A 24380-nucleotide genomic window follows, 5' to 3' on the forward strand; every position below is an offset into this window, starting at 1 on the left:
GACATCACACCGGCAGGGGTCATCCGGCGGCGCGCCGGGCGTAGTTACGCTGACGGCATGGTCAATCTGACACGTATCTACACCCGCACCGGCGACCAGGGCACCACCGCGCTGGGCGACATGAGCCGCACCGCCAAGACCGATCTGCGGATCTCCGCGTACGCCGACACCAACGAGGCCAATGCCGTCATCGGGACCGCCATCGCGCTCGGGCAGCTCTCCGAGGACGTGGTGAAGGTGCTCGTCCGGGTGCAGAACGACCTGTTCGACGTGGGCGCGGACCTGTCGACCCCGGTCGTCGAGGACCCGAAGTACCCGCCGCTGCGGGTGGAGCAGTCCTACGTCGACAAGCTGGAGGCGGACTGCGACCGCTTCCTGGCGGAGCTGGAGAAGCTGCGCAGCTTCATCCTGCCGGGCGGTACGCCCGGGGCGGCGCTGCTGCACCAGGCGTGCACGGTGGTCCGGCGCGCGGAGCGGTCCACCTGGGCGGCGTTGGAGGTGCACGGCGACGTGATGAACGCGCTGACCGCCACGTACCTCAACCGCCTCTCCGACCTGTTGTTCATCCTGGCGAGGACGGCGAACAAGGAGGTCGGGGACGTGCTGTGGGTGCCGGGCGGCGAGCGGTAGCGGACAGTCCTGCCGGGCGGGCCCGCACCCCCGTGGCGGGCCTGTCCCGGTGTCAGCGGACGGCTTTCGGCTCCTGCTTGGGGAACAGCGTGTAGCTCACGGCGATGACCAGGTTGATGCCGATGACCAGCAGCATCTTCTCCTGCCAGGCCCGCAGCGAGGAGACGTCGCCGTCCCCGCCCACGTACCAGACGGCCGCCTGGAGCAGCGCCAGCGCGGTCGCCGCCGCGAGGGTCCAGCGCCCGGCGACCCGCCATTCGTGCACCGCGCGCGCCCGGCCGTACTTCGGCGGCTTCACCGGCGGCGGACCGCCCGCCCACCGGTGGGCGACCCGGGCGTCGACCCAGCGGATCGTGGAGTGGCCGAGCCCCACCGTGAAGCCGATGTAGACCGCGGCGAGCCCGTGCTTCCAGTCCGGCTGCGCCCCGTTCTTCAGGTCGATGGCGGTCACCACCAGGAGCACGAGCTCCAGCAGCGGCTCGCACAGCAGCACGGCCGCCCCGAGCCGCGGCTTCCTCGCCCAGTACCGCAGGGCCAGCCCGGCCGCCAGCAGCACCCAGAAGGCGACCTCGCAGAGCACGATCAGTGTGACGATCACGGCGTTTCCCTTCTTCTCCCCGTTCCCTCCAGCATTCCGGCCGTCCGGGGCGTACTCGTCGTCGGCGATGACGAATCCGCACTGCATCCTTCGATGTACCGGCGCCTCCCCCCGCGTCAGGAGGCCGGCGCCCCGGTCACCGTGTTGGATATGAGGGTGTCCACGCTTCCCCGCCCGCACCGCCACGACGTGCTCCTGGCCGTGCTGGGCCTGTCCGGCGGCCTGCTCCTGTGGCTGCTGGGCCTGCACCTCCAGAACGACCGGGTCTTCACGGCCCCCTGGGTCTGCCTGGTGCCGCTCGTCGTGGTCTCCGGGCTCGAACTGCTCCGCCGGAGCGCCCCGCAGACGGGGCTGGTCGTCGGCACGATCGCCCTGGTGGCGGACCAGTTCACGGTCGGGAACCTGGCGACGGTCCTGATGTTCACGGACCTGGTCTACGCGGCCGTGCTGTACGGGAAGCCGTCCGCCGCCCGGCGCATCCCGGTGACCACGTTCCTGATCACGGTCGGGGTCACGATCGGCTTCCTGGCCTGGTTCCGCAGTCCGCAGGCCCTGCTCATCGGCGTCGTCACCGCCATGGTCTCGTTCCTCCCGGCGCTCACGGCGGTGAGCGTCCGCAACCACCGGGACGCCGCCGCGACGGCCCGGCTGCAGGCCGAGCAGACCGCGCGGCTCGCCGAGATGGACCGGGCCCAGGCGGTGACCGCCGAGCGCGCCCGGATGGCCCGCGAGCTCCATGACGTGGTGGCCAACCACCTCTCCGCGATCGCCATCCACTCCACCGCCGCGCTCTCCATCGACGATCCGGGGACCTCGCGCGAGGCGCTCGGGGTGATCCGGGAGAACAGCGTCGACGGCCTCGCCGAGATGCGCCGGCTCATCGGGCTGCTGCGCACCGGGGACGCGGCGCGGCCCGCCGCCTCCCCCACGCTCGCCTCGCTGGACGCGCTGGTCGAGCAGGCCCGCGCCAACGCGGCCTCCAGCGGCCTGGAATGCTCCTTCGAGGACGTCCGGGAGGAACCGGGACCGCTGCCGGCGCCGGTCGAACTGGCCGCGTACCGGATCGTCCAGGAGTCCCTGACGAACGCGCTCAAGCACGCCGCTCCCGGGCCCGTCACGGTACGGCTCGGACAGTGCGGGCGGCTGCTCACGGTGGAGGTCAGCAGTGCGCTCGGGAAGCGCGGCGGACCGCGCGCGCCGGGTTCCGGGGCCGGTCTGGTGGGCATGCGCGAGCGGGTGGCACTGCTGGGCGGCACGATCGAGGCGGGCCCGTCGGCCGGCTCCGGCGGCAAGAAGATCTGGCGGGTACGGGCCGAACTGCCCGTGGAGGAAGGGGTGTCCGGACGATGACGATCCGGGTGGTGGTCGCCGAGGACCAGTCGGCCGTACGGGCGGGGCTGGTGCTCATCCTGCGCAGCGCGGGCGGCATCGAGGTGGTGGGCGAGGCCGGGGACGGCGAGGAGGCGGTGCGGCTGGCCCGCGAGCTCCGGCCGGACCTGGTGCTGATGGACGTTCAGATGCCTCGGCTGGACGGGGTTTCCGCGACCGCACGGGTGGTGGCGGAGCGGCTCGCGGACGTCCTGGTGCTCACCACGTTCGACCTGGACGAGTACGTCTTCGGGGCGCTGCGGGCGGGGGCCTCGGGCTTCCTGCTGAAGAACACCGACGCGCGGGACCTGATCGAGGCCGTCCGTACGGTGGCGCGCGGCGAGGGCCTGATCGCTCCGGCCGTGACGCGCAGGCTGATCGCCGAGTTCGCCGGGACCCGCCCCGCGCCCCCGGCGGACGGCCCCGGCGCGGCGGCGCTGGCCGCGCTCACCCGGCGGGAGCGGGAGGTGCTGGGCTGCCTCGGCGAGGGGCTGTCGAACGCGGAGATCGCGGTCCGGCTCTCCATGGCGGAGGCCACCGTGAAGACCCATGTGAGCAGGCTGCTGGGGAAGCTCGGACTGCGCAGCCGGGTGCAGGCGGCGGTCCTCGCCCAGGAGTTGGGCATCTGAGGCCACCAACTGATCTTTGGTCCAGACCTCTTGACGATTGGTCCAGACCTTCCTAATCTCACCGGACACACTGCGGTGAGCACGCCATGACAAGGTGCGCTCTGGGCGGCGCAGGGTTTGCAGTTCACGGACCACCCCCGTTTGTCCGGACCTCACCCGAGGAGCACCGTTGAGCACTGAAAACCCCCTACGCCGGACCCGATTCAGACTCGGGACCGGAAGAGCCACGAAAACCCGAGCGGTCGCGGGCCTCACCGCGCTCCTGCTCCCGCTGGCCGCCATGGTCGGCCTGGCCGCCCCCGCCGAGGCCGCGTCCTCGGCGACCGCCACCTACGTCAAGAAGTCCGACTGGGGCAACGGCTTCGAGGGCCAGTGGACGGTGAAGAACACCGGCACCACCGCGCTCTCCTCCTGGACCATCGAGTGGGACTTTCCCTCCGGCACCGCGGTCGGCTCCGCCTGGGACGCCACCGTCACCAGCTCCGGAACCCACTGGACCGCCAAGAACCTCGGCTGGAACGGATCGGTCGCCCCCGGCGCCTCCGTCAGCTTCGGCTTCAACGGCACCGGCACCGGCGCCCCCACCGGCTGCAAGCTGAACGGCGCCTCCTGCGACGGCGGCAGCGTCCCCGGCGACAACGCCCCCTCGGCCCCCGGCACCCCCACGGCCAGCGGCATCACCGACACCTCGGTCAAGCTGAGCTGGACCGCCGCGACCGACGACAACGGCATCAAGAACTACGACGTCCTGCGGGACGGCGCGGTCGTCTCGACGGTCACCGGCACGACGTACACGGACTCCGGTCTGAAGGCCGGCACCGACTACTCGTACACCGTGCAGGCCCGCGACACCGCCGGCCAGACCGGACCGGTCAGCGGCGCGGTCAAGGTGCACACCACCGGCGGCGGGGGCACCCCCGACCCGGGCACCGGCGGCAAGGTGAACCTCGGCTACTTCACCAACTGGGGCGTCTACGGACGCAACTACCACGTCAAGAACCTGGACACCTCCGGTTCCGCCGCGAAGATCACGCACATCAACTACGCCTTCGGCAACGTCCAGGGCGGCAAGTGCACGATCGGTGACTCGTACGCCGACTACGACAAGGCGTACACCGCCGACCAGTCGGTCGACGGCGTGGCCGACACCTGGGACCAGCCGCTGCGCGGCAACTTCAACCAGCTCCGCAAGCTGAAGGCGAAGTACCCGCACATCAAGATCCTGTGGTCCTTCGGCGGCTGGACCTGGTCCGGCGGCTTCGGTGACGCCGCGAAGAACCCGGCCGCGTTCGCCGACTCCTGCTACAGCCTGGTCGAGGACCCGCGCTGGGCCGACGTCTTCGACGGCATCGACATCGACTGGGAGTACCCCAACGCCTGCGGCCTCACCTGCGACACCAGCGGCCCCGCCGCGCTGAAGGGCCTCACCTCGGCGCTGCGGACCAAGTTCGGCAAGGACTACCTGGTCACCGCCGCCATCACGGCCGACGGCTCCCAGGGCGGCAAGATCGACCTCACCGACTACGCCGGCGCCGCCCAGTCCCTGAACTGGTACAACGTGATGACGTACGACTTCTTCGGTGCCTGGGACGCGAAGGGCCCGACCGCCCCGCACTCCCCGCTCACCTCGTACAACGGCATCCCGCAGGCCGGCTTCAACTCCGCCGACGCCATCGCCAAGCTGAAGACCCAGGGCGTCCCCGCCTCCAAGCTGCTCCTCGGCATCGGCTTCTACGGCCGCGGCTGGACCGGCGTCACCCAGGACGCCCCCGGCGGCACCGCCACCGGCGCCGCCCCCGGCACCTACGAGGCCGGCATCGAGGACTACAAGGTCCTCAAGACCAGCTGCCCGACCACCGGCACCATCGCCGGCACCGCCTACGCCCACTGCGGCACCAACTGGTGGAGCTACGACACCCCCGCCACCATCACCTCGAAGATGACCTGGGCGAAGAGCCAGGGCCTCGGTGGCGCGTTCTTCTGGGAGTTCAGCGGTGACACCGCCAACGGCGAACTCGTCAGCGCCATCAACAGCGGCCTGAAGTAGCCCCTACGCGGTCCCGGCCGCCCCCCACCGGCACACCGCATCGCACCACCCCGCAAAGCAGCCGGGGAGACAGGTCCGCCCCCTGTCTCCCCGGCTTCTCCATCTCTACGGCGGCCCTGACGGCCGCCCGCGGCGCTCAGGCCACGTTCACCCGCTGGCCGGGCGGCGCCGCCTCCAGCCAGGCCAGGAAACCGGTCAGCGCGTCCTCGCTCATGGCCAGCTCCAGGCGGGTCTCCTCATGGAGACAGCCGAGCACCACCGCGTCGGACAGGAGCGCCAGCTCCTCCTCGCCCTCGGGCAGCCGCCGGGCGACCACCTCGATCGAGGCGCGCTCCAGGACCCGGCGCGGGCGGGGCGCGTACGAGAAGACCCGGAACCAGTCGATCCGGTCCCCGCTGTACCGGGCGACGCCGTACACCCAGCCCTTGCCGGAGAGATCGGGCTCCTCCGGAACGTTCCACCGCACACTGCAGTCGAAGGTGCCGCCGGAGCGCTGGATCAGCCGCCGGCGCAGGCCGAAGACGAACAGCCCCACCAGAACCAGGGCGACGACCAGACCGCCCACCCACAGCGCGAGGATCATCTGCACCGACCTCCTCGCGTCGTCGAGTTACGAATACCGCCGGACCTGCAACAAACCGCACCTGCATCGCCTCAGCCGCGGCCCGGTCTGGAGGGTTTCTCCAGCACGGGCCGCGGCTGAGGGTAAAGCTACGTCGTCGCGGTGCGCTAGCGCGCCGCCACCGCGCGCAGTCGCACTTCGGCGCGTCGCTCGGAAGCGGCGTCCGTGTCCGACTTCGCACGCTCCAGCGCGCGCTCGGCGCGCTGGACATCGATCTCGTCCGCAAGCTCGGCAATCTCCGCGAGCAGCGAGAGCTTGTCGTCCGCGAACGAGATGAATCCGCCGTGCACAGCGGCGACGACCGTGCCGCCATCGCTCGTACGGATGGTCACCGGGCCCGACTCCAGCACACCCAGAAGCGGCTGGTGACCGGGCATGACGCCGATGTCGCCGGACGTGGTGCGCGCGACGACCAGGGTGGCCTCGCCGGACCAGACACTGCGGTCCGCGGCGACCAGCTCGACGTGCAGCTCAGCAGCCAAGGGTGGCTCCTCGGGTCACCACCCGGCCGTTCCGCCGGGTGTTGGGTCAATTCTAAGGGGCGTGGTGAGGGGGGCGGGACGTACCCCGCCCCCCTCGGTGAGCCAGGGCTCAGGAGACGCCGAGCTCCTTGGCGTTGGCCTTCAGGTCCTCGATGCCACCGCACATGAAGAACGCCTGCTCGGGGAAGTGGTCGTACTCACCGTCGCAGATCGCGTTGAACGCGGCGATCGACTCGTCCAGCGGCACGTCCGAACCGTCCACGCCGGTGAACTGCTTGGCGACGTGGGTGTTCTGCGACAGGAAGCGCTCGACACGGCGGGCACGCTGGACGACCAGCTTGTCCTCCTCGCCGAGCTCGTCCATACCGAGGATGGCGATGATGTCCTGGAGGTCCTTGTACTTCTGGAGGATCCCCTTGACGCGCATGGCGGCGTCGTAGTGGTCCTGCGCGATGTAGCGCGGGTCCAGGATGCGGGACGTGGAGTCCAGCGGGTCCACGGCCGGGTAGATGCCCTTCTCGGAGATCGGACGGGAGAGAACCGTCGTCGCGTCGAGGTGGGCGAAGGTGGTGGCCGGGGCCGGGTCGGTCAGGTCGTCCGCGGGGACGTAGATCGCCTGCATCGAGGTGATCGAGTGACCACGGGTCGACGTGATGCGCTCCTGCAGCAGACCCATCTCGTCGGCCAGGTTCGGCTGGTAACCCACCGCGGACGGCATACGGCCGAGCAGGGTGGACACCTCGGAGCCGGCCTGGGTGTACCGGAAGATGTTGTCGATGAAGAAGAGCACGTCCTGCTTCTGAACATCGCGGAAGTACTCCGCCATGGTCAGACCGGCGAGCGCGACCCGAAGACGCGTCCCCGGCGGCTCGTCCATCTGGCCGAAGACCAGCGCGGTCTTGTCGATGACGCCCGAGTCGGCCATTTCCTCGATGAGGTCGTTGCCCTCACGGGTGCGCTCACCGACACCGGCGAACACCGACACACCGTCGTGGTTGTTGGCCACGCGGTAGATCATTTCCTGGATCAGAACGGTCTTGCCGACACCGGCACCACCGAACAGACCGATCTTTCCACCCTTGACGTAAGGGGTGAGAAGGTCGATGACCTTGACGCCGGTCTCGAACATCTCGGTCTTGGACTCGAGCTGGTCGAAGTTGGGCGCCTTGCGGTGGATCGCCCAGCGCTCGGTGACCTCGGCGTTGGCCTCCGGCTTGTTGAGGATCTCGCCGAGGGTGTTGAACACCTTGCCCTTGGTGATGTCACCGACGGGGACGGTGATGCCCTCGCCCGTGTCGGTCACCGGGGCCTGGCGGACCAGGCCGTCGGTCGGCTGCATCGAGATCGCGCGGACCATGCCGTCGCCGAGGTGCTGGGCGACTTCCAGGGTCAGCGTCTTGAGCTTGCCGTCCTCGGCCGGGTCGGCCACCTGGACGGTCAGCGCGTTGTAGATGTCCGGCATCGCGTCGACGGGGAACTCCACGTCGACGACCGGGCCGATGACCCGGGCGACGCGGCCCGTGGCAACGGCCGTCTCAACTGTCGTCGTCATTACTTGTCACTCCCCGCGGTCGCGTCGGCCAGCGCACTGGCACCACCGACGATCTCGCTGATTTCCTGGGTGATTTCGGCCTGGCGGGCCGCGTTGGCAAGCCGGGAGAGCGTCTTGATGAGCTCACCGGCGTTGTCGGTGGCGGACTTCATCGCGCGGCGGCGGGCGGCGTGCTCGGAAGCAGCGGCCTGCAGCAGCGCGTTGTAGATCCGGCTCTCGACGTACCGCGGCAGCAGGGCGTCGAGGACGTCCTCCGCCGACGGCTCGAACTCGAACAGCGGCAGGATCTCTCCCTTGCCGTCCTCGTCCTTCGCCGCACCGAGACTGAGCGGCAGCATCCGGTCGTCGACCGGGCTCTGCGTCATCATCGACACGAACTCCGTGAAGACGATGTGCAGCTCGTCGACACCGCCCTCGGCGGTCTCCTGGGTGACCGCCTCGATCAGCGGCGCAGCGGCGCGCTTGGCGTCCGCGTACGTCGGGCTGTCGGTGAAGCCGGTCCACGAGTCCGCGATCTTGCGCTCACGGAAGCCGTAGTAGGCGACGCCCTTGCGGCCGATCACGTAGGTGACGACCTCCTTGCCCTCGCCCTGGAGGCGCTCGGTCAGTCGCTCCGCGGCCTTGATGGCGTTGGAGGAGTAACCGCCGGCCAGACCGCGGTCGCTCGTGATGAGCAGGATCGCGGCCCGGGTCGGGGCGTCGGCCTCGGTCGTCAGCGGGTGCTTGGTGGTGGAGCCGGTCGCCACCGCGGTCACCGCACGGGTGAGCTCGGTCGCGTACGGCGTGGATGCCGCCACCTGGCGCTGCGCCTTGACGATGCGCGAGGCGGCGATCATCTCCATCGCCTTGGTGATCTTCTTCGTGGCGGAGACGGAGCGAATGCGGCGCTTGTAAACGCGAAGCTGAGCGCCCATCGATCAGCCCTCGCCCAGCAGCTTGCCGTCCGAGGTCTCGAACTGCTGCTTGAAGGTGGCGACGGCGTCGGCGATCGCCTGCAGCGTGTCGTCGGACATCTTGGCGCCCTCGCGGATGCTGGTCAGGAGGTCCTTGCGCTCGCGGCGCAGGAACTCGAGCAGCTCCGTCTCGAAGCGGCGGATGTCCTGGACCGGGACGTCGTCCATCTTGCCGTTGGTGCCGGCCCAGATGGAGACGACCTGCTCCTCGACCGGGAACGGTGCGTACTGCGGCTGCTTCAGCAGCTCGACCATGCGCTTACCGCGCTCCAGCGACGCCTTCGAGGCCGCGTCCAGGTCGGAACCGAAGGCGGCGAACGCCTCCAGCTCGCGGTACTGGGCGAGGTCGACACGGAGACGGCCGGAGACCTGGCGCATCGCCTTGTGCTGGGCGGAACCACCGACGCGGGAGACCGAGATACCGACGTTCAGGGCCGGGCGCTGGCCGGCGTTGAACAGGTCGGACTCCAGGAAGCACTGGCCGTCGGTGATGGAGATGACGTTGGTCGGGATGAACGCCGACACGTCGTTGGCCTTCGTCTCGACGATCGGGAGACCCGTCATCGAACCGGCGCCCATGTCGTCGGAGAGCTTGGCGCAGCGCTCCAGCAGACGCGAGTGCAGGTAGAAGACGTCGCCCGGGTAGGCCTCACGGCCCGGCGGACGGCGCAGCAGAAGCGACACGGCGCGGTAGGCGTCGGCCTGCTTCGAGAGGTCGTCGAAGATGATCAGGACGTGCTTGCCCTGGTACATCCAGTGCTGGCCGATGGCCGAACCGGTGTACGGCGCCAGGTACTTGAAGCCGGCCGGGTCGGACGCCGGGGCGGCGACGATGGTCGTGTACTCCAGCGCGCCGGCCTCTTCGAGGGCACCGCGCACGGAGGCGATGGTGGAGCCCTTCTGACCGATGGCGACGTAGATGCAGCGGACCTGCTTGTTCACGTCGCCCGAGCGCCAGTTGTCGCGCTGGTTGATGATCGTGTCGACGGCCAGAGCGGTCTTACCCGTCTGACGGTCACCAATGATCAGCTGACGCTGGCCGCGGCCGATCGGCACCATGGCGTCGACGGCCTTGTAGCCGGTCTGCATCGGCTCGTGCACCGACTTGCGGACCATGACGCCAGGGGCCTGCAGCTCAAGGGCGCGACGGCTGTCGGTCGCGATCTCGCCGAGACCGTCGATCGGGTTGCCGAGCGGGTCGACGACGCGGCCGAGGTAGCCCTCGCCGACGCCGACGGAGAGCACCTCACCGGTGCGCTGCACCGGCTGGCCCTCCTCGATACCGCTGAACTCGCCGAGGACGATCGCACCGATCTCGCGCTCCTCGAGGTTGAGGGCGAGACCGAGGGTGCCGTCCTCGAACTTCAGCAGCTCGTTCGCCATGGCCGAGGGAAGACCCTCGACCTTCGCGATGCCGTCGCCGGCAACGCTGACCGTACCGACCTCCTCGCGCGAGGCCGCGTCCGGCTTGTACGACTGGACAAAGTTCTCCAGCGCGTCCCGGATCTCCTCCGGCCGGATCGTGAGCTCCGCCATCTGGGTTCCCTGCTCTCCTTGTTGGGCCCGAAGTTTCTTAAGGGGGTCTGGGGGCCGACCCCCAGGAATCTTCTGCAGTTTCTGCACGGCCCAACCGGGCCGCTGGTCTTGCTCTGTTCTGTTGCTGCGCGGCGTCGGTCAGCCGGCCATGCGACGGGACGCCTCGTCGAGGCGGTCCGCGATGGTGCCGTTGATGACCTCGTCGCCGACCCGCACCGAGATCCCGCCGAGGACCGTGGGGTCCACGTCGAGGTTCAGGTGCATCAGGCGACCGTAGATCTTCGCCAGCGCCGCGCCGAGGCGCTGCTTCTGCTGATCGCTCAGCGGCACTGCCGAGGTCACGACCGCGACCATGCGCTCCCGGCGCTCCGCGGCGAGCTTGGAAAGGGACTCCAGTCCCTCTTCCAGGCTACGTCCGCGCGGCTGGGTGACAAGCCGCGTGACGACGCGCACGGTGGCGGCCCTGGCCTTGCCGTCGAGCAGGCTGTGCAGCAGCTGGCTCTTGGCGGAGGCGGAGGCCGACCGGTCGGTCAACGCGGCGCGCAGTGCCTTGTCGGAGGTGACGATCCGGCCGAACCGGAACAGTTCGTCCTCGACGTCGTCGAGGTCCCCGCTGCGCTGGGCGGCGGTGAGGTCGGCGGTGTTCGCCAGCTCCTCGACCGCGTCGACCAGGTCGCGCGACTGCGACCAGCGGGAGCGGACCATGCCGGAGACCAGGTCGACGGTCTCGCCGCCCACCTGACCACGCAGCAGCCGTCCGGCCAGCTCCGCCCGGGCCTCGCCGGGCTGCGACGGGTCGGTCAGGACCCGTCGCAGGGAGACCTCGCGGTGGAGCAGCGCCGTCACGGCGGCCAGCTCCTCGGCGAGCTTCGCCGCGTCGACCGACGTGTTGTCGGTCAGCGCGTCGAGGGACTCACGTGCGGCAGCCAGTGCCTCGCGGCTCGCTCCGTTCATCGGACAGCCTCGGCCTTCGCCTCGAGCTCGTCGAGGAAACGGTCGACGGTGCCGCTCTGCCGGGCGTAGTCCTCCAGGGACTCGCCGACGAGCTTGCCGGCCAGGTCGGTGGCGAGCTTGCCCACGTCCTGACGCAGCGCGGAGGCCGCGGCCTTGCGGTCGGCCTCGATCTGGGCGTGACCGGCAGCGATGATCTCCTCGCGCTGCCGCTGGCCCTCGGCCCGCATCTCCTGCAGGATCACGGCACCCTGCTCCTGCGCCTCCTGGCGCAGGCGCGCGGCCTCGTGACGGGCCTCGGCGAGCTGAGCCTTGTACTGCTCAAGCACGCTCTGGGCTTCGGTCTGGGCCGCATCGGCCTTCTCGATACCGCCTTCGATGGCCTCGCGGCGCTCTTCCAGAACCTTGTTGATGTTCGGAAGGAGCTTCTTGGCGAGGAAGCCGAAGACGATGACGAAGGCGATCAGACCGATGACGAGCTCAGGGATCGGCGGAACGAGGGGGTTCTCCACCTCGGCCTCGGCCGCGAGCTGAACCAGGGGGTTCACATCAGTGCCTTTCGTCGGAACGGACTAGTCGCGGTTCGTCAGCTGTAGACGAACGGCATGACCAGACCGATGAGGGCGAGCGCCTCACAGAAGGCGAAGCCGAGGATCTGGTTGGCGCGGATCAGGCCGGCAGCCTCGGGCTGACGGGCGAGCGCCTGGGTGCCGTTACCGAAGATGATGCCGACGCCGACGCCGGGGCCAATGGCGGCCAGGCCATAACCGACGGAGCTGAGGGAACCGGTGACGGCGGCAAGGGTCTGGGACATGCCAGTTCTTCCTTCTCTTTCACGGACCGGTGGGGGTTGGCCACCGGACGACTGGGGGTAGGGGAGGCGCGATCAGTGGTGCTCGGCGACGGCGCCCTGGATGAAGCTGCACGCCAGGAGCACGAAGACGTACGCCTGAACAGCCTGGATGAAGAGCTCGAAGGCCGTCATCACGATGACCATCACGAACGAGACGCCCGCGTAGGCGATGCCGATGCCGTTGAGCAGGTACCAGCTCGCGATGGTGAAGAGCAGCAGCAGGGTGTGACCGGCGAACATGTTCGCGAAGAGTCGGACCGCGTGCGTGAAGGGCCGGACGATGACGTTCGAGAAGAACTCGATGACCATCACCATCGGGAGCACCGGGCCGAGCGACTTGTCGTAGCCCGTCAGGTTCTTGAAGCCGCCGACGAAACCGTGGCGCTTGAACGTGATGCTCATCCAGAGGACGTAGACGATCAGGGCCAGGCCTGCCGGGTACGCGATGACCGAGGTCACCGGGAACTGGGCGAGCGGGATGATCGACCAGAGGTTCATCATCCACACGAAGAAGAAGATCGAGACCATCAGCGGGACGTACTTCTCGCCCTCGCGCTTCCCGAGCGTCTCGTAGACGATGCCGCGGCGCACGAAGTCGTAGCCGGCCTCGGCGACCATCTGCAGCTTGCCCGGGACGACCTTCGGCTTACGGAAGGCGGCCCAGAAGAAGCCGACGATGATGACCGTACCGAGGAGCGCCAGCAGCATCGTCTTGTTGAAGTAGATGTTGCTGTCCGCGTCACCGAAGATCGGCTCGAACAGGAAAGAGTGCAGGCCGGGACCCGGGAAACCACAACCGGAGAAGATGTGGCAATCGGTCTCGAAGGCGAGCACCTGTGTCGGGTCAGCACTCACCGCGGGCTCCTTCAGCGTGGCGCATAGGTACGGCAACCTCGTTGTGTCGGCGCGGCGCGCAGCCGCGGTTCGGCACTGGACTGGTGTTACGGATGTGTGAGCGGCAGTCAGGCATTGAGCCTCGCGATCGAGCAGGCGTCAGCTCACATGCCCGCGCCCGCAATGCCGCAGTTGGAACCGGACGATAGCAGGGTCTTGAACCCGCTCTTATCCCGCCCCTACCCTTCACGACTTCGTGCCCGTGTTCTTGGGCTTTTCCGCCTTGTCGGACTCGGGCTCGACGTAAAGGATCTTGGCCTTCATGTGTGCACGCGTCTGCGCGCCGATCCACACGAGGGTCATCGCCACCAGCGTGATCGCGAATGCCTTCGGGTTGAACAGCGTCGTGTTCTTGAATGCGGCGACGAAGATGAACATCAGGAGAAGCTGAGCCGTGTAAAGCATCAGCCCCATCGCCTGGAAGAGGTGGGGCAGGGACCTCGCGGTCCGTTGCAGGACGATCAGCCCGATCCCCATGAAGAGGATCACCACGGCCGTCGCCACGAGCGCGCCCAGGGCTCCCTTGCCACCCGCTACCCCGGCACTGACCGCGACGGCGACAGCGCCGGCGGCAGCGGTGGGTACGGCGGCTTGGAGGAGAGTCCGGGCGTCGTTGGACGGCATGGCGGCAGCTCCGCTTGCAGGGGGTGGGCAGGGTGTCGTCATGGACGAGCGTAGGCCCGGGACCGGTCGTTGGATTCAGGCCGAGGAACCGTTGCTACTCAAGTCCTTCGGCCCCGTCACCGGGCTTCGTGAACGGTATCACAAACTATTTGATGAGGTCTTTACTCGAAAGGTGTGCTTACTGTCACACGTGAGGGTGAAGCTGCGCATGTGAGCAAGGCAACTAAGCGAGCTGTCTGCTATTGCCCCGCGATGCCCTGAATATCAGCGCGCGCTTTCAGCCGTGTTTCTGTCCGAAAGACGCGAACGGGGGCCGACGGCGGTCGCTCCGTTGACGCCCGAAACTCCCACCACGACCGGGGTGCGCTCCGGCTCCACGGACTCCACACGCCCCTCGCGCCCCGTCCGCCCCGCCGGCCCCTCAGGGCGCTCCCCGGCGGCCGCCGGGGGTTCCGTTCCGGAGGTTCCTCTTCCGGCGCGACGGTGGCGGTAGCGGGGCGGCACGAAGCGTTCCGCCCAGTACGGGGCCCGCGGGGTGAACCGCGGCATCAGAAGCAGGACGAGACCGATCGTGCTCATCCCCATGATGACCAGCACGATCCACAACGACGTCGAGTGCACCGAGTAGCCGACCGCGCCGAAGGCGATCAGGGCCGACCAGAAGTACATGATCAGCACCGACCTGCTGTGCGAATGGCCGATCTCCAGCAGCCGGTGGTGCAGATGGCCCCGGTCCGCCGCGAACGGCGACTGGCCGTTCCAGGTGCGCCGCACGATCGCCAGCACCAGGTCCGCGGCCGGGATCGCGATGATCGTCAGCGGCAGCAGCAGCGGGATGAAGACCGGCAGCATCGCGTGGGTCGCCTCGCGCTCACTGCCCGCGAAGATCTTCAGTGTGTCCGGGTCGACCCGGCCGGTGACGGAGATCGCCCCGGCCGCCAGCACCAGGCCGATCAGCATCGAGCCCGAGTCGCCCATGAAGATCCGGGCCGGGTGCATGTTGTGCGGCAGGAAGCCCAGGCACATGCCCATCAGGATCACCGCGAAGAGTGTCGCCGGGGCCGCCGCCTCGATCATGTGCCCGTACCAGAGCCGGTACGTGTACAGGAAGAACGCCGCGGCGGCGATGCACACCATGCCCGCCGCGAGCCCGTCGAGGCCGTCGACGAAGTTGACCGCGTTGATGGTGATGACGACCAGCGCGACCGTGAGCAGCGTGCCCTGCCACTGGGTGAGCGCGACCGTGCCCACGCCCGGGATCGGGAGCCACAGGACCGTCAGCCCCTGGAGGACCATGACCGCGGCGGCGATCATCTGGCCGCCGAGCTTGATCAGGGCGTCGATCTCGAACTTGTCGTCGAGCACCCCGATCAGCCAGATCAGCGCGGCCCCGGAGAGCAGCGCCCGCGGTTCGGTGGAGAGCTGGAAGACCCATTCGAGGTTGTGGAGGTGGGCCGCGACGATCAGTCCGGCGCAGAGCCCGCCGAACATGGCGATGCCGCCGAGCCGCGGGGTCGGTTCCCGGTGGACGTCGCGCGCACGGATCGCGGGCATCGCCCCGATCGCGATGGCGAACTTGCGCACCGGACCGGTCAGCAGATACGTCACCGCGGCCGTGACGCAGAGCGTCAGCAGGTAATCACGCACGGGCTGCCCCACAGAATTCGCCTGGCCATCTCAGCCCACACCATAAACCGTCCGGAGCCACCGGGCGGTCGCGCTGGACGGGCCCCGTGACCGAGGACACCGGGCGCGGGACGGCCGGTTCCGGGCTTCGGGACCCTCCCGCGCGGCCCTTTCGCGTCACCCCGGGTAGGGCGGATGGTTCACGGCCAGCGCCCGGACCTCGGCGCGGACATCGGCGTCCTCCCGGACCGCCTGCCCCAGGAGCACCGCCAGCCGGGCCATGTCGGCCTCGTCCAGGCCCTGGGTGGTCACGGCCGCCGTACCGAGCCGGATGCCCCGGGCGTCCCCGTACGGCAGCGCGCAGGTGTCCAGCACCACCCCGGCCGCCGCCAGCCGGGCCCGCGCGGTGGCGGCGTCGACGCCCAGCGGCGCCGGGTCCGCGACGATCAGATGGGTGTCCGTGCCGCCCGTGGTGACCTCGAAGCCCTCTGCCTCCAGGCCGGCCGCCAGCACCCGGGCGTGCGCGACCACCCGATGGGCGTACGCGGCGAACGCCGGGGCCGCCGCCTCCCCGAACGCGACGGCCTTGGCCGCGACGCTGTGCATCTGGGCGCCGCCCTGGGTGAACGGGAAGACCGCCCGGTCGATCCGCTCCGCCAGCTCGGCGCCGCACAACAGCATCCCGCCGCGCGGCCCCCGCAGCACCTTGTGGGTGGTCGCGCAGACCACGTCGGCGTACGGGACCGGGCTGGGGGCCGCTCCCCCGGCGATCAGCCCCATCGGATGCGCGGAGTCGGCGATGAGATACGCCCCCACCTCGTCGGCGATCTCCCGGAACCGCTCGTGGTCGGGGTGGCGGGGGTAGGAGATCGAGCCGCTCACGATCGCCTTGGGGCGGTGGGCGCGGGCCAGGGCGCGGACCTGCCCGTAGTCGATCAGTCCGCTCTCGGGGTCCACCCCGTAGCCGACGAACTCGAACCAGCGGCCGGAGAAGTTGGCGGGCGAACCGTGGGTGAGGTGCCCCCCGTACGGGAGTCCCATGGCGAGCACCGTGTCGCCGGGGCGCAGCAGCGCGGCGTACGCGGCGAGGACCGCGGCGGAGCCGGAGTGCGGCTGGACGTTGGCGTGCTGGGCGCCGAAGAGGGCGGTGGCCCGGCGGCGGGCGATGTTCTCGGCGGCGTCCGCCTGCTCGCAGCCGCCGTGGTGGCGGGCGCCCGGGTAGCCCTCGGCGTACTTGTTGGCGAGCGGGGAACCCAGGGCGGCGAGGACCGCGGGCGAGGTGAAGTTCTCGGCGGCGGTGAGCTGCAGGGTGGTGGACTGGCGGCGCAGCTCCGCCTGGAGCACGGCGGCGATCTCCGGGTCCTCCCGGAGCAGGGCGGCGGGGTCCTGGGGCAGGACGGGGCCGGAGGGCGGTGCGGCGGGAGTGGTGACCGGCATCGGGATGCTCCGGACCTGGAGGGGGTGCGCTGGCGTCAGCTCTCAATGTAGGCCGGGGACGGCGCTCCCGCCCGCTGTACGGCGTCGTGGCGCGCCGGTCGGCCCCAAGGGCCCGCCGCGCCTTTTCCGCCCGTCGTGGGGGCGCGGGCGGCGTCGCGCTCAGTGCGGCGCGGGGACTCCGGTCAGGGCCGTGAGGACCGGGTCGAGGGCCTGGTTGATCTCGTCGCCGATGGACCGGAAGAAGGTGATCGGGGCGCCGTACGGGTCGTGCACCTCGTCGGCCTCGACGGTGGGCGCCAGCAGCCAGCCGCGCAGCGCGGCGGCGGCGCGGACCAGCGCGCGGGCCCGCTCGACGACGCCTTCGTCGAGCGGGTCGGGCAGGGTGGCGGGGTCTATCGCCCGGACCAGCCGGGTGAATTCCTTGAGCGTGAAGGTCCGCAGCCCGGCCGAGTGGCCCATCGAGATCACCTGCGCGCGGTGGTCGCGGGTGGCGGTGAGGACCAGGTCGGCGCGGATCACGTGCTCGTCGAGGAGCTCCCGGCCGACGAAGCCGGTGGTGTCGGCGCCGAAGTCGGCGAGGACGATCTCGGCGTTGGCCTCCATCGGGGCGCCCTCGTGGCCCCAGGTGCCCGCGCTCTCCACGATCAGCCCGCCGCCCAGCGGATCGCCGAGGCGGTCCACCAGGGCGTGCCGGGTCAGCCGCTCGGTGATCGGTGAGCGGCAGACGTTGCCGGTGCTGACGTGGAGGATGCGGAAAGTGTCGGGCCGCCCCGCTATGCCACGCCCCTCAGGGGCGGTCAATTGGCCACCTCGAGGTCGGGTACCACCTTGCGGAGCTCCTCGGCGGAGAGCGCGCCGGCCCGGAGCAGCACGGGGACCTTGCCGGTGACGTCGACGATCGACGAGGGGACGATGCCGGGGGTCGGCCCGCCGTCCAGGTAGACGGAGACGGAGTCGCCGAGCATCTCCTGGGCGGCGTCGCAGGTCTCGGGGGCCGGGTGGCCGGTGAGGTTGGCGCTGGAGACGGCCATCGGGCCGAACTCCGTGAGCAGCTCGATGGCGACCGGGTGCAGCGGCATCCGGATGGCGACGGTGCCGCGGGTGTCGCCGAGGTCCCACTGGAGCGAGGGCTGGTGCTTGGCGACCAGGGTCAGGGCGCCGGGCCAGAAGGCGTCGACCAGCTCCCAGGCCTGCTCGGAGAAGTCGGTGACCAGCCCGTGCAGGGTGTTCGGGGAGCCGATCAGCACCGGGGTCGGCATGTTCCGGCCGCGTCCCTTGGCCGCCAGCAGGTCGGCGACGCCCTCGGAGCTGAAGGCGTCCGCGCCGATGCCGTACACGGTGTCGGTGGGCAGCACGACCAGTTCGCCGCGGCGGACGGCCGACGCGGCCTCGCGCAGGCCCGTCGTACGGTCGGTCGCGTCGTTGCAGTCGTATCGCCGAGCCATCAGCCGGCCTCCTCAAACGTGTACGGGTGTGACGGGTGGGGCGGGTACGGGGTGTGCGGAGGGTGGCCGCCGGTCACGGCAGGGCCTTGCGGGCCGTGGCGAACCGGGGTCGGTTGTTCAGGTCGGGGTGGTCGGCCGCGTCGGCCCAGCCGCGTTCCTCGGCGAAGATCCACGGCACCTGGCCGCCCTGGGTGTCGGCGTGCTCGATGACGACGAGGCCGCCGGGGCGCAGCAGGCGGTGCGCGGTGCGCTCGATGCCGCGGATGGTGTCGAGGCCGTCCTCGCCGGAGAACAGGGCCATCTCCGGGTCGTGGTCGCGGGCCTCGGGCGCCACGTACTCCCACTCGGTGAGCGGGATGTACGGGGGGTTGGAGATGACCAGGTCGACCTGGCCGTCCAGCTCGGGCAGGGCGGTCAGCGCGTCGCCCTGGTGGACGGTGACGCGGGAGCCGTCGGCGTTCTTCCGGGTCCAGACGAGGGCGTCGTCGGAGAGCTCGACGGCGTGCACCTTGGAGCGGGGCACCTCCTGGGCCATGGCCAGGGCGATGGCGCCGGAGCCGCTGCACAGGTCGACGACGACGGGCTCGACCACGTCCATCGCGCGCACCGCGTCTATCGCCCAGCCGACGACCGACTCGGTCTCCGGGCGGGGGACGAAGACCCCGGGCCCGACCTGGAGCTCCAGGTAGCGGAAGAAGGCGCGGCCGGTGATGTGCTGGAGGGGTTCGCGGGCCTCGCGGCGGGCGATCGCCTCCCAGTAGCGGGCGTCGAAGTCCGCGTCCGGCACCCGGTGCAGCTCGCCCCGCTTGACGCCGTGCACGAACGCGGCGAGTTCCTCCGCGTCGAATCGCGGCGAGGGCACACCGGCGTCGGCCAGCCGCTGGGTGGCCTGGGCCACCTCGGCGAGCAGCAGGTTCATCGCGGTTCTCCGTACGGTCTACGGGCGGGCGGGGCGGGCTCTGCTCACGCGGCGGCGAGCTTGGCGGCGGAGTCGGCGTCGACGCACGCCTGGATCACCGCGTCCAGGTCGCCGTCGAGCACCTGGTCCAAGTTGTACGCCTTGAAGCCGACGCGGTGGTCCGAGATCCGGTTCTCCGGGAAGTTGTACGTGCGGATCTTCTCGGACCGGTCGACGGTGCGCACCTGGCTGCGGCGTACGTCGGAGGCCTCCTGCTCGGCGGCCTCCTGGGCGGCGGCGAGCAGCCTGGACCGCAGGATGCGCATGGCCTGCTCCTTGTTCTGGAGCTGGCTCTTCTCGTTCTGGCAGGAGGCGACGACGCCGGTCGGCAGGTGCGTGATGCGGACGGCGGAGTCCGTGGTGTTGACGGACTGGCCGCCGGGGCCGGAGGAGCGGTAGACGTCGATCCGGAGGTCGTTGGCGTGGATCTCCACGTCGACCTCCTCGGCCTCGGGCGTGACGAGGACCCCGGCGGCGGAGGTGTGGATGCGGCCCTGCGACTCGGTGGAGGGCACCCGCTGCACGCGGTGCACCCCGCCCTCGTACTTGAGGCGGGCCCACACGCCCTGGCCGGGCTCGGTGGCGCCGTTGCCGCCCTTGGTCTTCACGGCGACCTGGACGTCCTTGTAGCCGCCCAGCTCGGACTCGGTGGAGTCGATGATCTCGGTCTTCCAGCCGACCCGCTCGGCGTAGCGCAGGTACATGCGCAGCAGGTCGCCGGCGAAGAGGGCGGACTCGTCGCCGCCCGCGCCGGCCTTGATCTCCAGGAGGACGTCCTTGTCGTCGCTGGGGTCACGCGGGACCAGGAGCAGCCGGAGCTTCTCGGTGAGTTCCTCGCGCTGCTTCTCCAGCTCCTTGACCTCGGCGGCGAAGTCGGGGTCGTCGGCGGCGAACTCGCGGGCCGTCTCGATGTCGTCACCGGACTGCTTCCAGGAGCGGTACGTCGCGACGATCGGGGTCAGCTCGGCGTAGCGCTTGTTGAGCTTGCGCGCGTTCGCCTGGTCGGCGTGGACCGCGGGGTCCGCGAGCTGCTTCTCCAGATCGGCCTGCTCGCCGATCAGTTCCTCGACCGCCTCGAACATCTTCGGGCTCCTGTTTCCTTCACTCGGGCGTGCCTGCCGGACGGCGTGGTGCCGGCCGGGCGGGGGTGCGGCGGCGGGTCCGTCCACCCCCGGCCGGAAAAAACGCCGGTCCCGACGCCCCCGTGAGAGGGCGCCAGGAACCGGCGCAGTGGCTCGCTACTTGCTGGCGGAGCCGGAAGCAGCCTTGCCGAAGCGGGCCTCGAAGCGGGCCACACGGCCACCGGTGTCGAGGATCTTCTGCTTGCCCGTGTAGAACGGGTGGCACTCGGAGCAGACATCGGCGCGGATGGTGCCGCCCTCGATGGTGCTACGGGTGGTGAACGACGCGCCGCAGGTGCAGCTGACCTGCGTCTCGACGTACTCGGGGTGGATGTCGCGCTTCAAGGGTTTCTCCTAGGTTCGGGAGGGCACCGGGTCGCACGCGCGGATTGCGCGTCCGTGAACCGGGGCCGACGTACCAGTCTGCCAGGACCAGTCGTATCTCCCAAAACCGGGGGCGGTCCGGAACTATTCCCCCGGCCCGGGAGGGGCTCCGGTCAGTGGACGACGCTGCCCGCGGCGCCCTTGTCGCCCGCCGAGTGCTCGGTGGCGGAGGCCGGGATCGGCCGGTCGTGGGCGAGCGCGGTCCAGACCTCGGTGGCGCCGGGCTCCAGCGGGACGACCCGGTTCGGGTCGGTGGGGTCGTACTCCACGGGCAGGGTGACCATGTGGACGTTCTTCGAGCCGAGCCCCTTGAGGCCGTTGGCGAAGGCGGTGAGCTCCTTCACCGAGCCGAGGTCGGAGTCGGTGGTGACGGTCCTGGTCGCGGTGTCCGCGAGGTCGAACAGGGTTTTCGGGTTGGAGAACACCCCGACGTTCTTGACCTGGTCCATCAGCGCCTTGACGAACGCCTGCTGGAGCTGGATGCGGCCGAGGTCGCTGCCGTCTCCGACGCTCTTGCGGGTGCGGACCAGGCCGAGCGCCTGCTCCCCGTCGAGGGTGTGGGTGCCGGCGGCGAGCTTCAGGTGGCTCTTGGGGTCGTCGATCGGGGCGGCGGTGGTGATCTCCACGCCGCCCAGCTGGTCGATGAGCTTCTTGAAGCCGGTGAAGTCGACCTCCAGGTAGTGGTCCATGCGGATGCCGGACATGGCCTCGACGGTCTTGACGGCGCAGGCCGGGCCGCCGACCTCGTACGCCGTGTTGAACATCGCCCGCTGCTGCCCGGCGACGGGCCGGCCGGTGGTGTCGCTGACGCAGTCGGGGCGGGTGACGAGGGTGTCGCGCGGGATGGAGACGACGGAGGCCGTCCGGTGGCCCTTGTCGACGTGCAGGACCATCGCGGTGTCGGAGCGGGCGGTGCCCTCGTCCGCGCCGTACTCGCCGTTCGCACCGGACCGGGAGTCCGAGCCGAGCACGAGGATGTCCTGGGAGCCGTTGTCGACGTTCTGGGGGCGGTTCTTGCCCAGGGCGGCGTTGATGTCGACGGACTTCAGGTTGCCGTTGAGCTTGACGTACGCGAACCCCAGTCCGGCGCCGCCGACGACCACGGCCCCGGCCAGGGTCCAGGCGGCGATCACCGTCGCCCTGCGGCGGCGGGAGGGCTTCTTCCGGCGCTTACCGGTGGGACGTATTCGGCCGCCGCTCCCGTTCTGCTCGGTCATGGGTCTCCTTAGCTCCTCGGCCTCGCCCGGCTACCCCCAAGCAGTGGTGTGCGGGTACGGAACGCGTCGACGGACTCGTCGACAAACCGGGTATCGACGACTTGTCGGCACTTCTCACGACGTCGCCCTACCAAAAAGGGTTGCACAGCCACCCGTTGTGCCGGCGTGAGGAGACGCCGGGTTCCCGGCCCGCGCGGACACCCGGTAATTCCCCGCTCACCTGCGGTTTCTTGAGCGGTACAGCCATCTCGCCGCCCTTCGGCGCCGACCCGGGGTGTGGCAAAGGTCTCGGTCCGGACACGGTGTACGACACAGGGCCGCCCCCGGCACCGAAGTGGCGGGGGCGGCCCTGTGTGCGGCGGCCGGGCGGGAGCGACGTCAGTCGTTGCCGTTGCCCGGGGCCGGTGTCGTCTTCTGGATCTGGAGCAGGAACTCCGCGTTGGACTGGGTCTTCTTCATCCGGTCCAGGAGGAGCTCGATCGCCTGCTGCTGGTCGAGCGCGTGGAGCACCCGGCGGAGCTTCCAGACGATCGCCAACTCCTCGCTGCCCAGGAGGATTTCCTCCTTGCGGGTGCTGGACGCGTCGACGTCCACCGCCGGGAAGATGCGCTTGTCCGAGAGCTTCCGGTCGAGCTTGAGCTCCATGTTGCCGGTGCCCTTGAACTCCTCGAAGATCACCTCGTCCATGCGCGAGCCGGTCTCGACGAGCGCGGTGGCCAGGATGGTCAGCGAACCGCCGTCCTCGATGTTGCGCGCGGCACCGAAGAAGCGCTTCGGCGGGTACAGCGCGGTCGAGTCGACACCACCGGACAGGATGCGGCCGGAGGCGGGGGCCGCGAGGTTGTACGCGCGGCCGAGGCGGGTGATGGAGTCCAGCAGGACGACCACGTCGTGACCCAGCTCCACGAGACGCTTGGCGCGCTCGATGGCCAGCTCGGCGACGGTGGTGTGGTCCTCGGCGGGGCGGTCGAAGGTCGAGGAGATGACCTCGCCCTTCACCGACCGCTGCATGTCGGTGACCTCTTCCGGACGCTCGTCGACCAGGACGACCATCAGGTGGCACTCGGGGCTGTTGACCGTGATCGCGTTGGCGATGGCCTGGAGGATCATGGTCTTACCGGTCTTCGGCGGGGCCACGATCAGACCGCGCTGGCCCTTGCCGATGGGGGCGACCAGGTCGATGATCCGCGTCGTCAGGACGTTGGAGTCGGTCTCCAGGCGGAGCCGGTCCTGCGGGTAGAGCGGGGTCAGCTTCTGGAACTCCGGGCGGCCGCGGCCGGTTTCGGGCGCCATGCCGTTCACCGAGTCGAGGCGGACAAGGGCGTTGAACTTCTCCCGGCGCTCGCCGTCCTTGGGCTGGCGCACCGCACCGGTGACGTGGTCACCCTTGCGCAGGCCGTTCTTGCGGACCTGGGCGAGCGAGACGTACACGTCGTTCGGGCCGGGCAGGTAGCCGGAGGTCCGGATGAACGCGTAGTTGTCGAGGATGTCCAGGATGCCCGCGACGGGGATCAGGACGTCGTCCTCGGAGACCGGCACCTCGCCCGCGAAGTCCTCGCGGCCGCGACGGCCCCGGCGGTCGCGGTAGCGGCCGCGACGGCCCCGGCGGCCGCCAACCTCGTCGTCGTAGCCGTCGTCCTGCGGGCCGCTCTGCGGACCCTGGCCCTGGCCCTGGCGCTGCTGGCGCTGGCCGCCCTGCTGGCCCTGGTCGTCGCCCTTGCCCCGGCGGTCGCGCTGACGGTCGCGGCGGTCGCCACGCTCCCCGCGCTCCCCGCGCTGACGGTCCTGGCGGTCGCCGCGACGGCCCTCGGCCGTGTCGGCGGCGGCCTCGGCGCGCTCCTCGCCCTTGGGCTCGGCCGGCGCCTCCGCCTTGGCCTCGGCGGGCTTGGACTCCGCCTTGGTCTCGGTGGGGCTGCCCGCCTGCGCGGTCGCCCGGCGGCGACGGCGCTCGACCACGGGCTGGTCCTCGCTGGCCGGCTGGCCGGGGATGTCGATCTGCTGCTGGGCCGCGCTCTTCTCGGCGGGCTCGGCGGCCGCGGACTCGTCCCCGGTGCGCGCCTTGGAGGTGGCGCGGCGCTTCGGCTTGGTCTCCGCCGTCGCGGCGGGCGCGGCGGCCTTGGGCGCGGCGTTGCCCGCCTGCGCCTCCTTGATGACCTCGATCAGCTGGCCCTTGCGCATCCGCGCGGTGCCCTTGATACCGAGGCCGGACGCGACCTGCTGCAGCTCGGCCAGGACCATGCCCTCAAGGCCGGTGCCGGAGCGGCGGCGCCGTGCGGTGGTGCCAGTGGCAGCACCTTCGGCGGGCGCGGCGCTGTCGACGGTCTTGTCGGCAGTCACGCCCATCAGATCGGTGGTGTCGCTCACGAAGGGTCCTTCCCTGGAGCGGACGTCGGCCTTCTGGCTCGGCGACCGGTTGTGCTGTCCGACTGCGGTCTTCTTTGCGGACCGTGCCG

Annotated in this window: 24 protein-coding genes; 4 read left to right on the top strand and 20 right to left on the bottom strand. The window is 70.2% G+C overall.

The window, feature by feature from the left end; genetic code table 11:
- Window positions 1-57 precede the first annotated feature (57 nt).
- Window positions 58-630: a cob(I)yrinic acid a,c-diamide adenosyltransferase gene (locus ACF08W_RS27015; protein ID WP_352277203.1), complete on the top strand. Its 573-nt coding sequence runs from the start codon at window positions 58-60 to the stop codon at window positions 628-630.
- Window positions 631-682: 52 nt separating this feature from the next.
- Here the strand turns inward: ACF08W_RS27015 and ACF08W_RS27020 are convergent, their stop codons facing one another.
- On the bottom strand, window positions 683-1228 hold the full coding sequence (locus ACF08W_RS27020) for a hypothetical protein (RefSeq protein ID WP_392280817.1): 546 nt from the start codon (window positions 1226-1228) through the stop codon (window positions 683-685).
- A gap of 150 nt (window positions 1229-1378) precedes the next feature.
- Between ACF08W_RS27020 and ACF08W_RS27025 the strand changes: the two genes are divergently transcribed.
- The 3 genes from ACF08W_RS27025 (at window position 1379) to ACF08W_RS27035 (ending at window position 5272) form a co-directional block, all read left to right on the top strand.
- A complete protein-coding gene (locus tag ACF08W_RS27025; protein ID WP_392280793.1) occupies window positions 1379-2578 on the top strand; it encodes a sensor histidine kinase in 1200 nt (399 codons plus the stop codon).
- Entirely contained in the window at window positions 2575-3225 is a 651-nt protein-coding gene (locus ACF08W_RS27030; RefSeq protein WP_392280794.1) for a response regulator, read from the top strand. The genes ACF08W_RS27025 and ACF08W_RS27030 overlap by 4 nt, the downstream gene beginning before the upstream one ends.
- A 169-nt stretch (window positions 3226-3394) precedes the next feature.
- Window positions 3395-5272 (top strand): glycosyl hydrolase family 18 protein, encoded by a 1878-nt coding sequence (locus tag ACF08W_RS27035; RefSeq protein ID WP_392280795.1) that lies wholly within the window; start codon window positions 3395-3397, stop codon window positions 5270-5272.
- Window positions 5273-5408: 136 nt separating this feature from the next.
- Here the strand turns inward: ACF08W_RS27035 and ACF08W_RS27040 are convergent, their stop codons facing one another.
- The 19 genes from ACF08W_RS27040 to rho all read right to left on the bottom strand — a co-directional run bounded on the left by ACF08W_RS27040 (window position 5409) and on the right by rho (window position 24291).
- Window positions 5409-5855 (bottom strand): DUF2550 domain-containing protein, encoded by a 447-nt coding sequence (locus ACF08W_RS27040; RefSeq protein WP_352277196.1) that lies wholly within the window; start codon window positions 5853-5855, stop codon window positions 5409-5411.
- A 146-nt stretch (window positions 5856-6001) separates the two neighbouring features.
- The gene (locus ACF08W_RS27045) at window positions 6002-6376 is read right to left on the bottom strand and encodes a F0F1 ATP synthase subunit epsilon (RefSeq protein ID WP_352277195.1); all 375 of its coding nucleotides are present in this window, start codon (window positions 6374-6376) and stop codon (window positions 6002-6004) included.
- Between the two features lie 109 nt (window positions 6377-6485).
- Window positions 6486-7928, bottom strand: coding sequence for a F0F1 ATP synthase subunit beta (gene atpD, locus ACF08W_RS27050; protein WP_352277194.1), 1443 nt, complete (start codon window positions 7926-7928; stop codon window positions 6486-6488).
- Entirely contained in the window at window positions 7928-8842 is a 915-nt protein-coding gene (locus ACF08W_RS27055) for a F0F1 ATP synthase subunit gamma (RefSeq protein ID WP_352277193.1), read from the bottom strand. Before ACF08W_RS27055 ends, atpD begins: the two co-directional genes overlap by 1 nt.
- Window positions 8843-8845: 3 nt before the next feature.
- Entirely contained in the window at window positions 8846-10417 is a 1572-nt protein-coding gene (gene atpA, locus ACF08W_RS27060) for a F0F1 ATP synthase subunit alpha (protein WP_352277191.1), read from the bottom strand.
- Window positions 10418-10555: 138 nt separating this feature from the next.
- Complete coding sequence (locus tag ACF08W_RS27065) at window positions 10556-11371, bottom strand: F0F1 ATP synthase subunit delta (RefSeq protein ID WP_392280796.1); 816 nt, start codon at window positions 11369-11371, stop codon at window positions 10556-10558.
- A complete protein-coding gene (locus ACF08W_RS27070; protein WP_366293357.1) occupies window positions 11368-11916 on the bottom strand; it encodes a F0F1 ATP synthase subunit B in 549 nt (182 codons plus the stop codon). The genes ACF08W_RS27065 and ACF08W_RS27070 overlap by 4 nt, the downstream gene beginning before the upstream one ends.
- A 38-nt stretch (window positions 11917-11954) precedes the next feature.
- Window positions 11955-12182, bottom strand: a complete 228-nt coding sequence (atpE, locus tag ACF08W_RS27075) for an ATP synthase F0 subunit C (RefSeq protein ID WP_030386954.1) — start codon at window positions 12180-12182, stop codon at window positions 11955-11957.
- A gap of 72 nt (window positions 12183-12254) precedes the next feature.
- Entirely contained in the window at window positions 12255-13091 is an 837-nt protein-coding gene (gene atpB / locus ACF08W_RS27080) for a F0F1 ATP synthase subunit A (RefSeq protein ID WP_358946359.1), read from the bottom strand.
- Window positions 13092-13301: 210 nt separating this feature from the next.
- Window positions 13302-13739: a hypothetical protein gene (locus ACF08W_RS27085; RefSeq protein ID WP_392280797.1), complete on the bottom strand. Its 438-nt coding sequence runs from the start codon at window positions 13737-13739 to the stop codon at window positions 13302-13304.
- A 264-nt stretch (window positions 13740-14003) separates the two neighbouring features.
- Complete coding sequence (locus tag ACF08W_RS27090) at window positions 14004-15398, bottom strand: MraY family glycosyltransferase (RefSeq protein ID WP_392280798.1); 1395 nt, start codon at window positions 15396-15398, stop codon at window positions 14004-14006.
- Between the two features lie 144 nt (window positions 15399-15542).
- Window positions 15543-16802: a serine hydroxymethyltransferase gene (glyA, locus tag ACF08W_RS27095; protein ID WP_392280799.1), complete on the bottom strand. Its 1260-nt coding sequence runs from the start codon at window positions 16800-16802 to the stop codon at window positions 15543-15545.
- Window positions 16803-16961: 159 nt separating this feature from the next.
- Complete coding sequence (locus tag ACF08W_RS27100; RefSeq protein ID WP_352277178.1) at window positions 16962-17603, bottom strand: protein-tyrosine-phosphatase; 642 nt, start codon at window positions 17601-17603, stop codon at window positions 16962-16964.
- Window positions 17600-18247: an L-threonylcarbamoyladenylate synthase gene (locus ACF08W_RS27105; RefSeq protein WP_385215093.1), complete on the bottom strand. Its 648-nt coding sequence runs from the start codon at window positions 18245-18247 to the stop codon at window positions 17600-17602. Before ACF08W_RS27105 ends, ACF08W_RS27100 begins: the two co-directional genes overlap by 4 nt.
- A 73-nt stretch (window positions 18248-18320) precedes the next feature.
- Complete coding sequence (prmC, locus tag ACF08W_RS27110) at window positions 18321-19166, bottom strand: peptide chain release factor N(5)-glutamine methyltransferase (RefSeq protein ID WP_352277174.1); 846 nt, start codon at window positions 19164-19166, stop codon at window positions 18321-18323.
- 44 nt (window positions 19167-19210) lie between these two features.
- A complete protein-coding gene (gene prfA, locus ACF08W_RS27115; RefSeq protein WP_385215090.1) occupies window positions 19211-20287 on the bottom strand; it encodes a peptide chain release factor 1 in 1077 nt (358 codons plus the stop codon).
- Between the two features lie 156 nt (window positions 20288-20443).
- Window positions 20444-20671, bottom strand: a complete 228-nt coding sequence (rpmE, locus tag ACF08W_RS27120) for a 50S ribosomal protein L31 (RefSeq protein WP_352277171.1) — start codon at window positions 20669-20671, stop codon at window positions 20444-20446.
- Window positions 20672-20823: 152 nt separating this feature from the next.
- Window positions 20824-21927, bottom strand: a complete 1104-nt coding sequence (locus ACF08W_RS27125; RefSeq protein WP_392280800.1) for an LCP family protein — start codon at window positions 21925-21927, stop codon at window positions 20824-20826.
- A 378-nt stretch (window positions 21928-22305) separates the two neighbouring features.
- Entirely contained in the window at window positions 22306-24291 is a 1986-nt protein-coding gene (gene rho, locus ACF08W_RS27130) for a transcription termination factor Rho (RefSeq protein ID WP_392280801.1), read from the bottom strand.
- Window positions 24292-24380 lie beyond the last annotated feature (89 nt).

Origin of the sequence: Streptomyces sp. NPDC015144 (assembly GCF_043079735.1) — a bacterium.
Classification (GTDB): domain Bacteria; phylum Actinomycetota; class Actinomycetes; order Streptomycetales; family Streptomycetaceae; genus Streptomyces.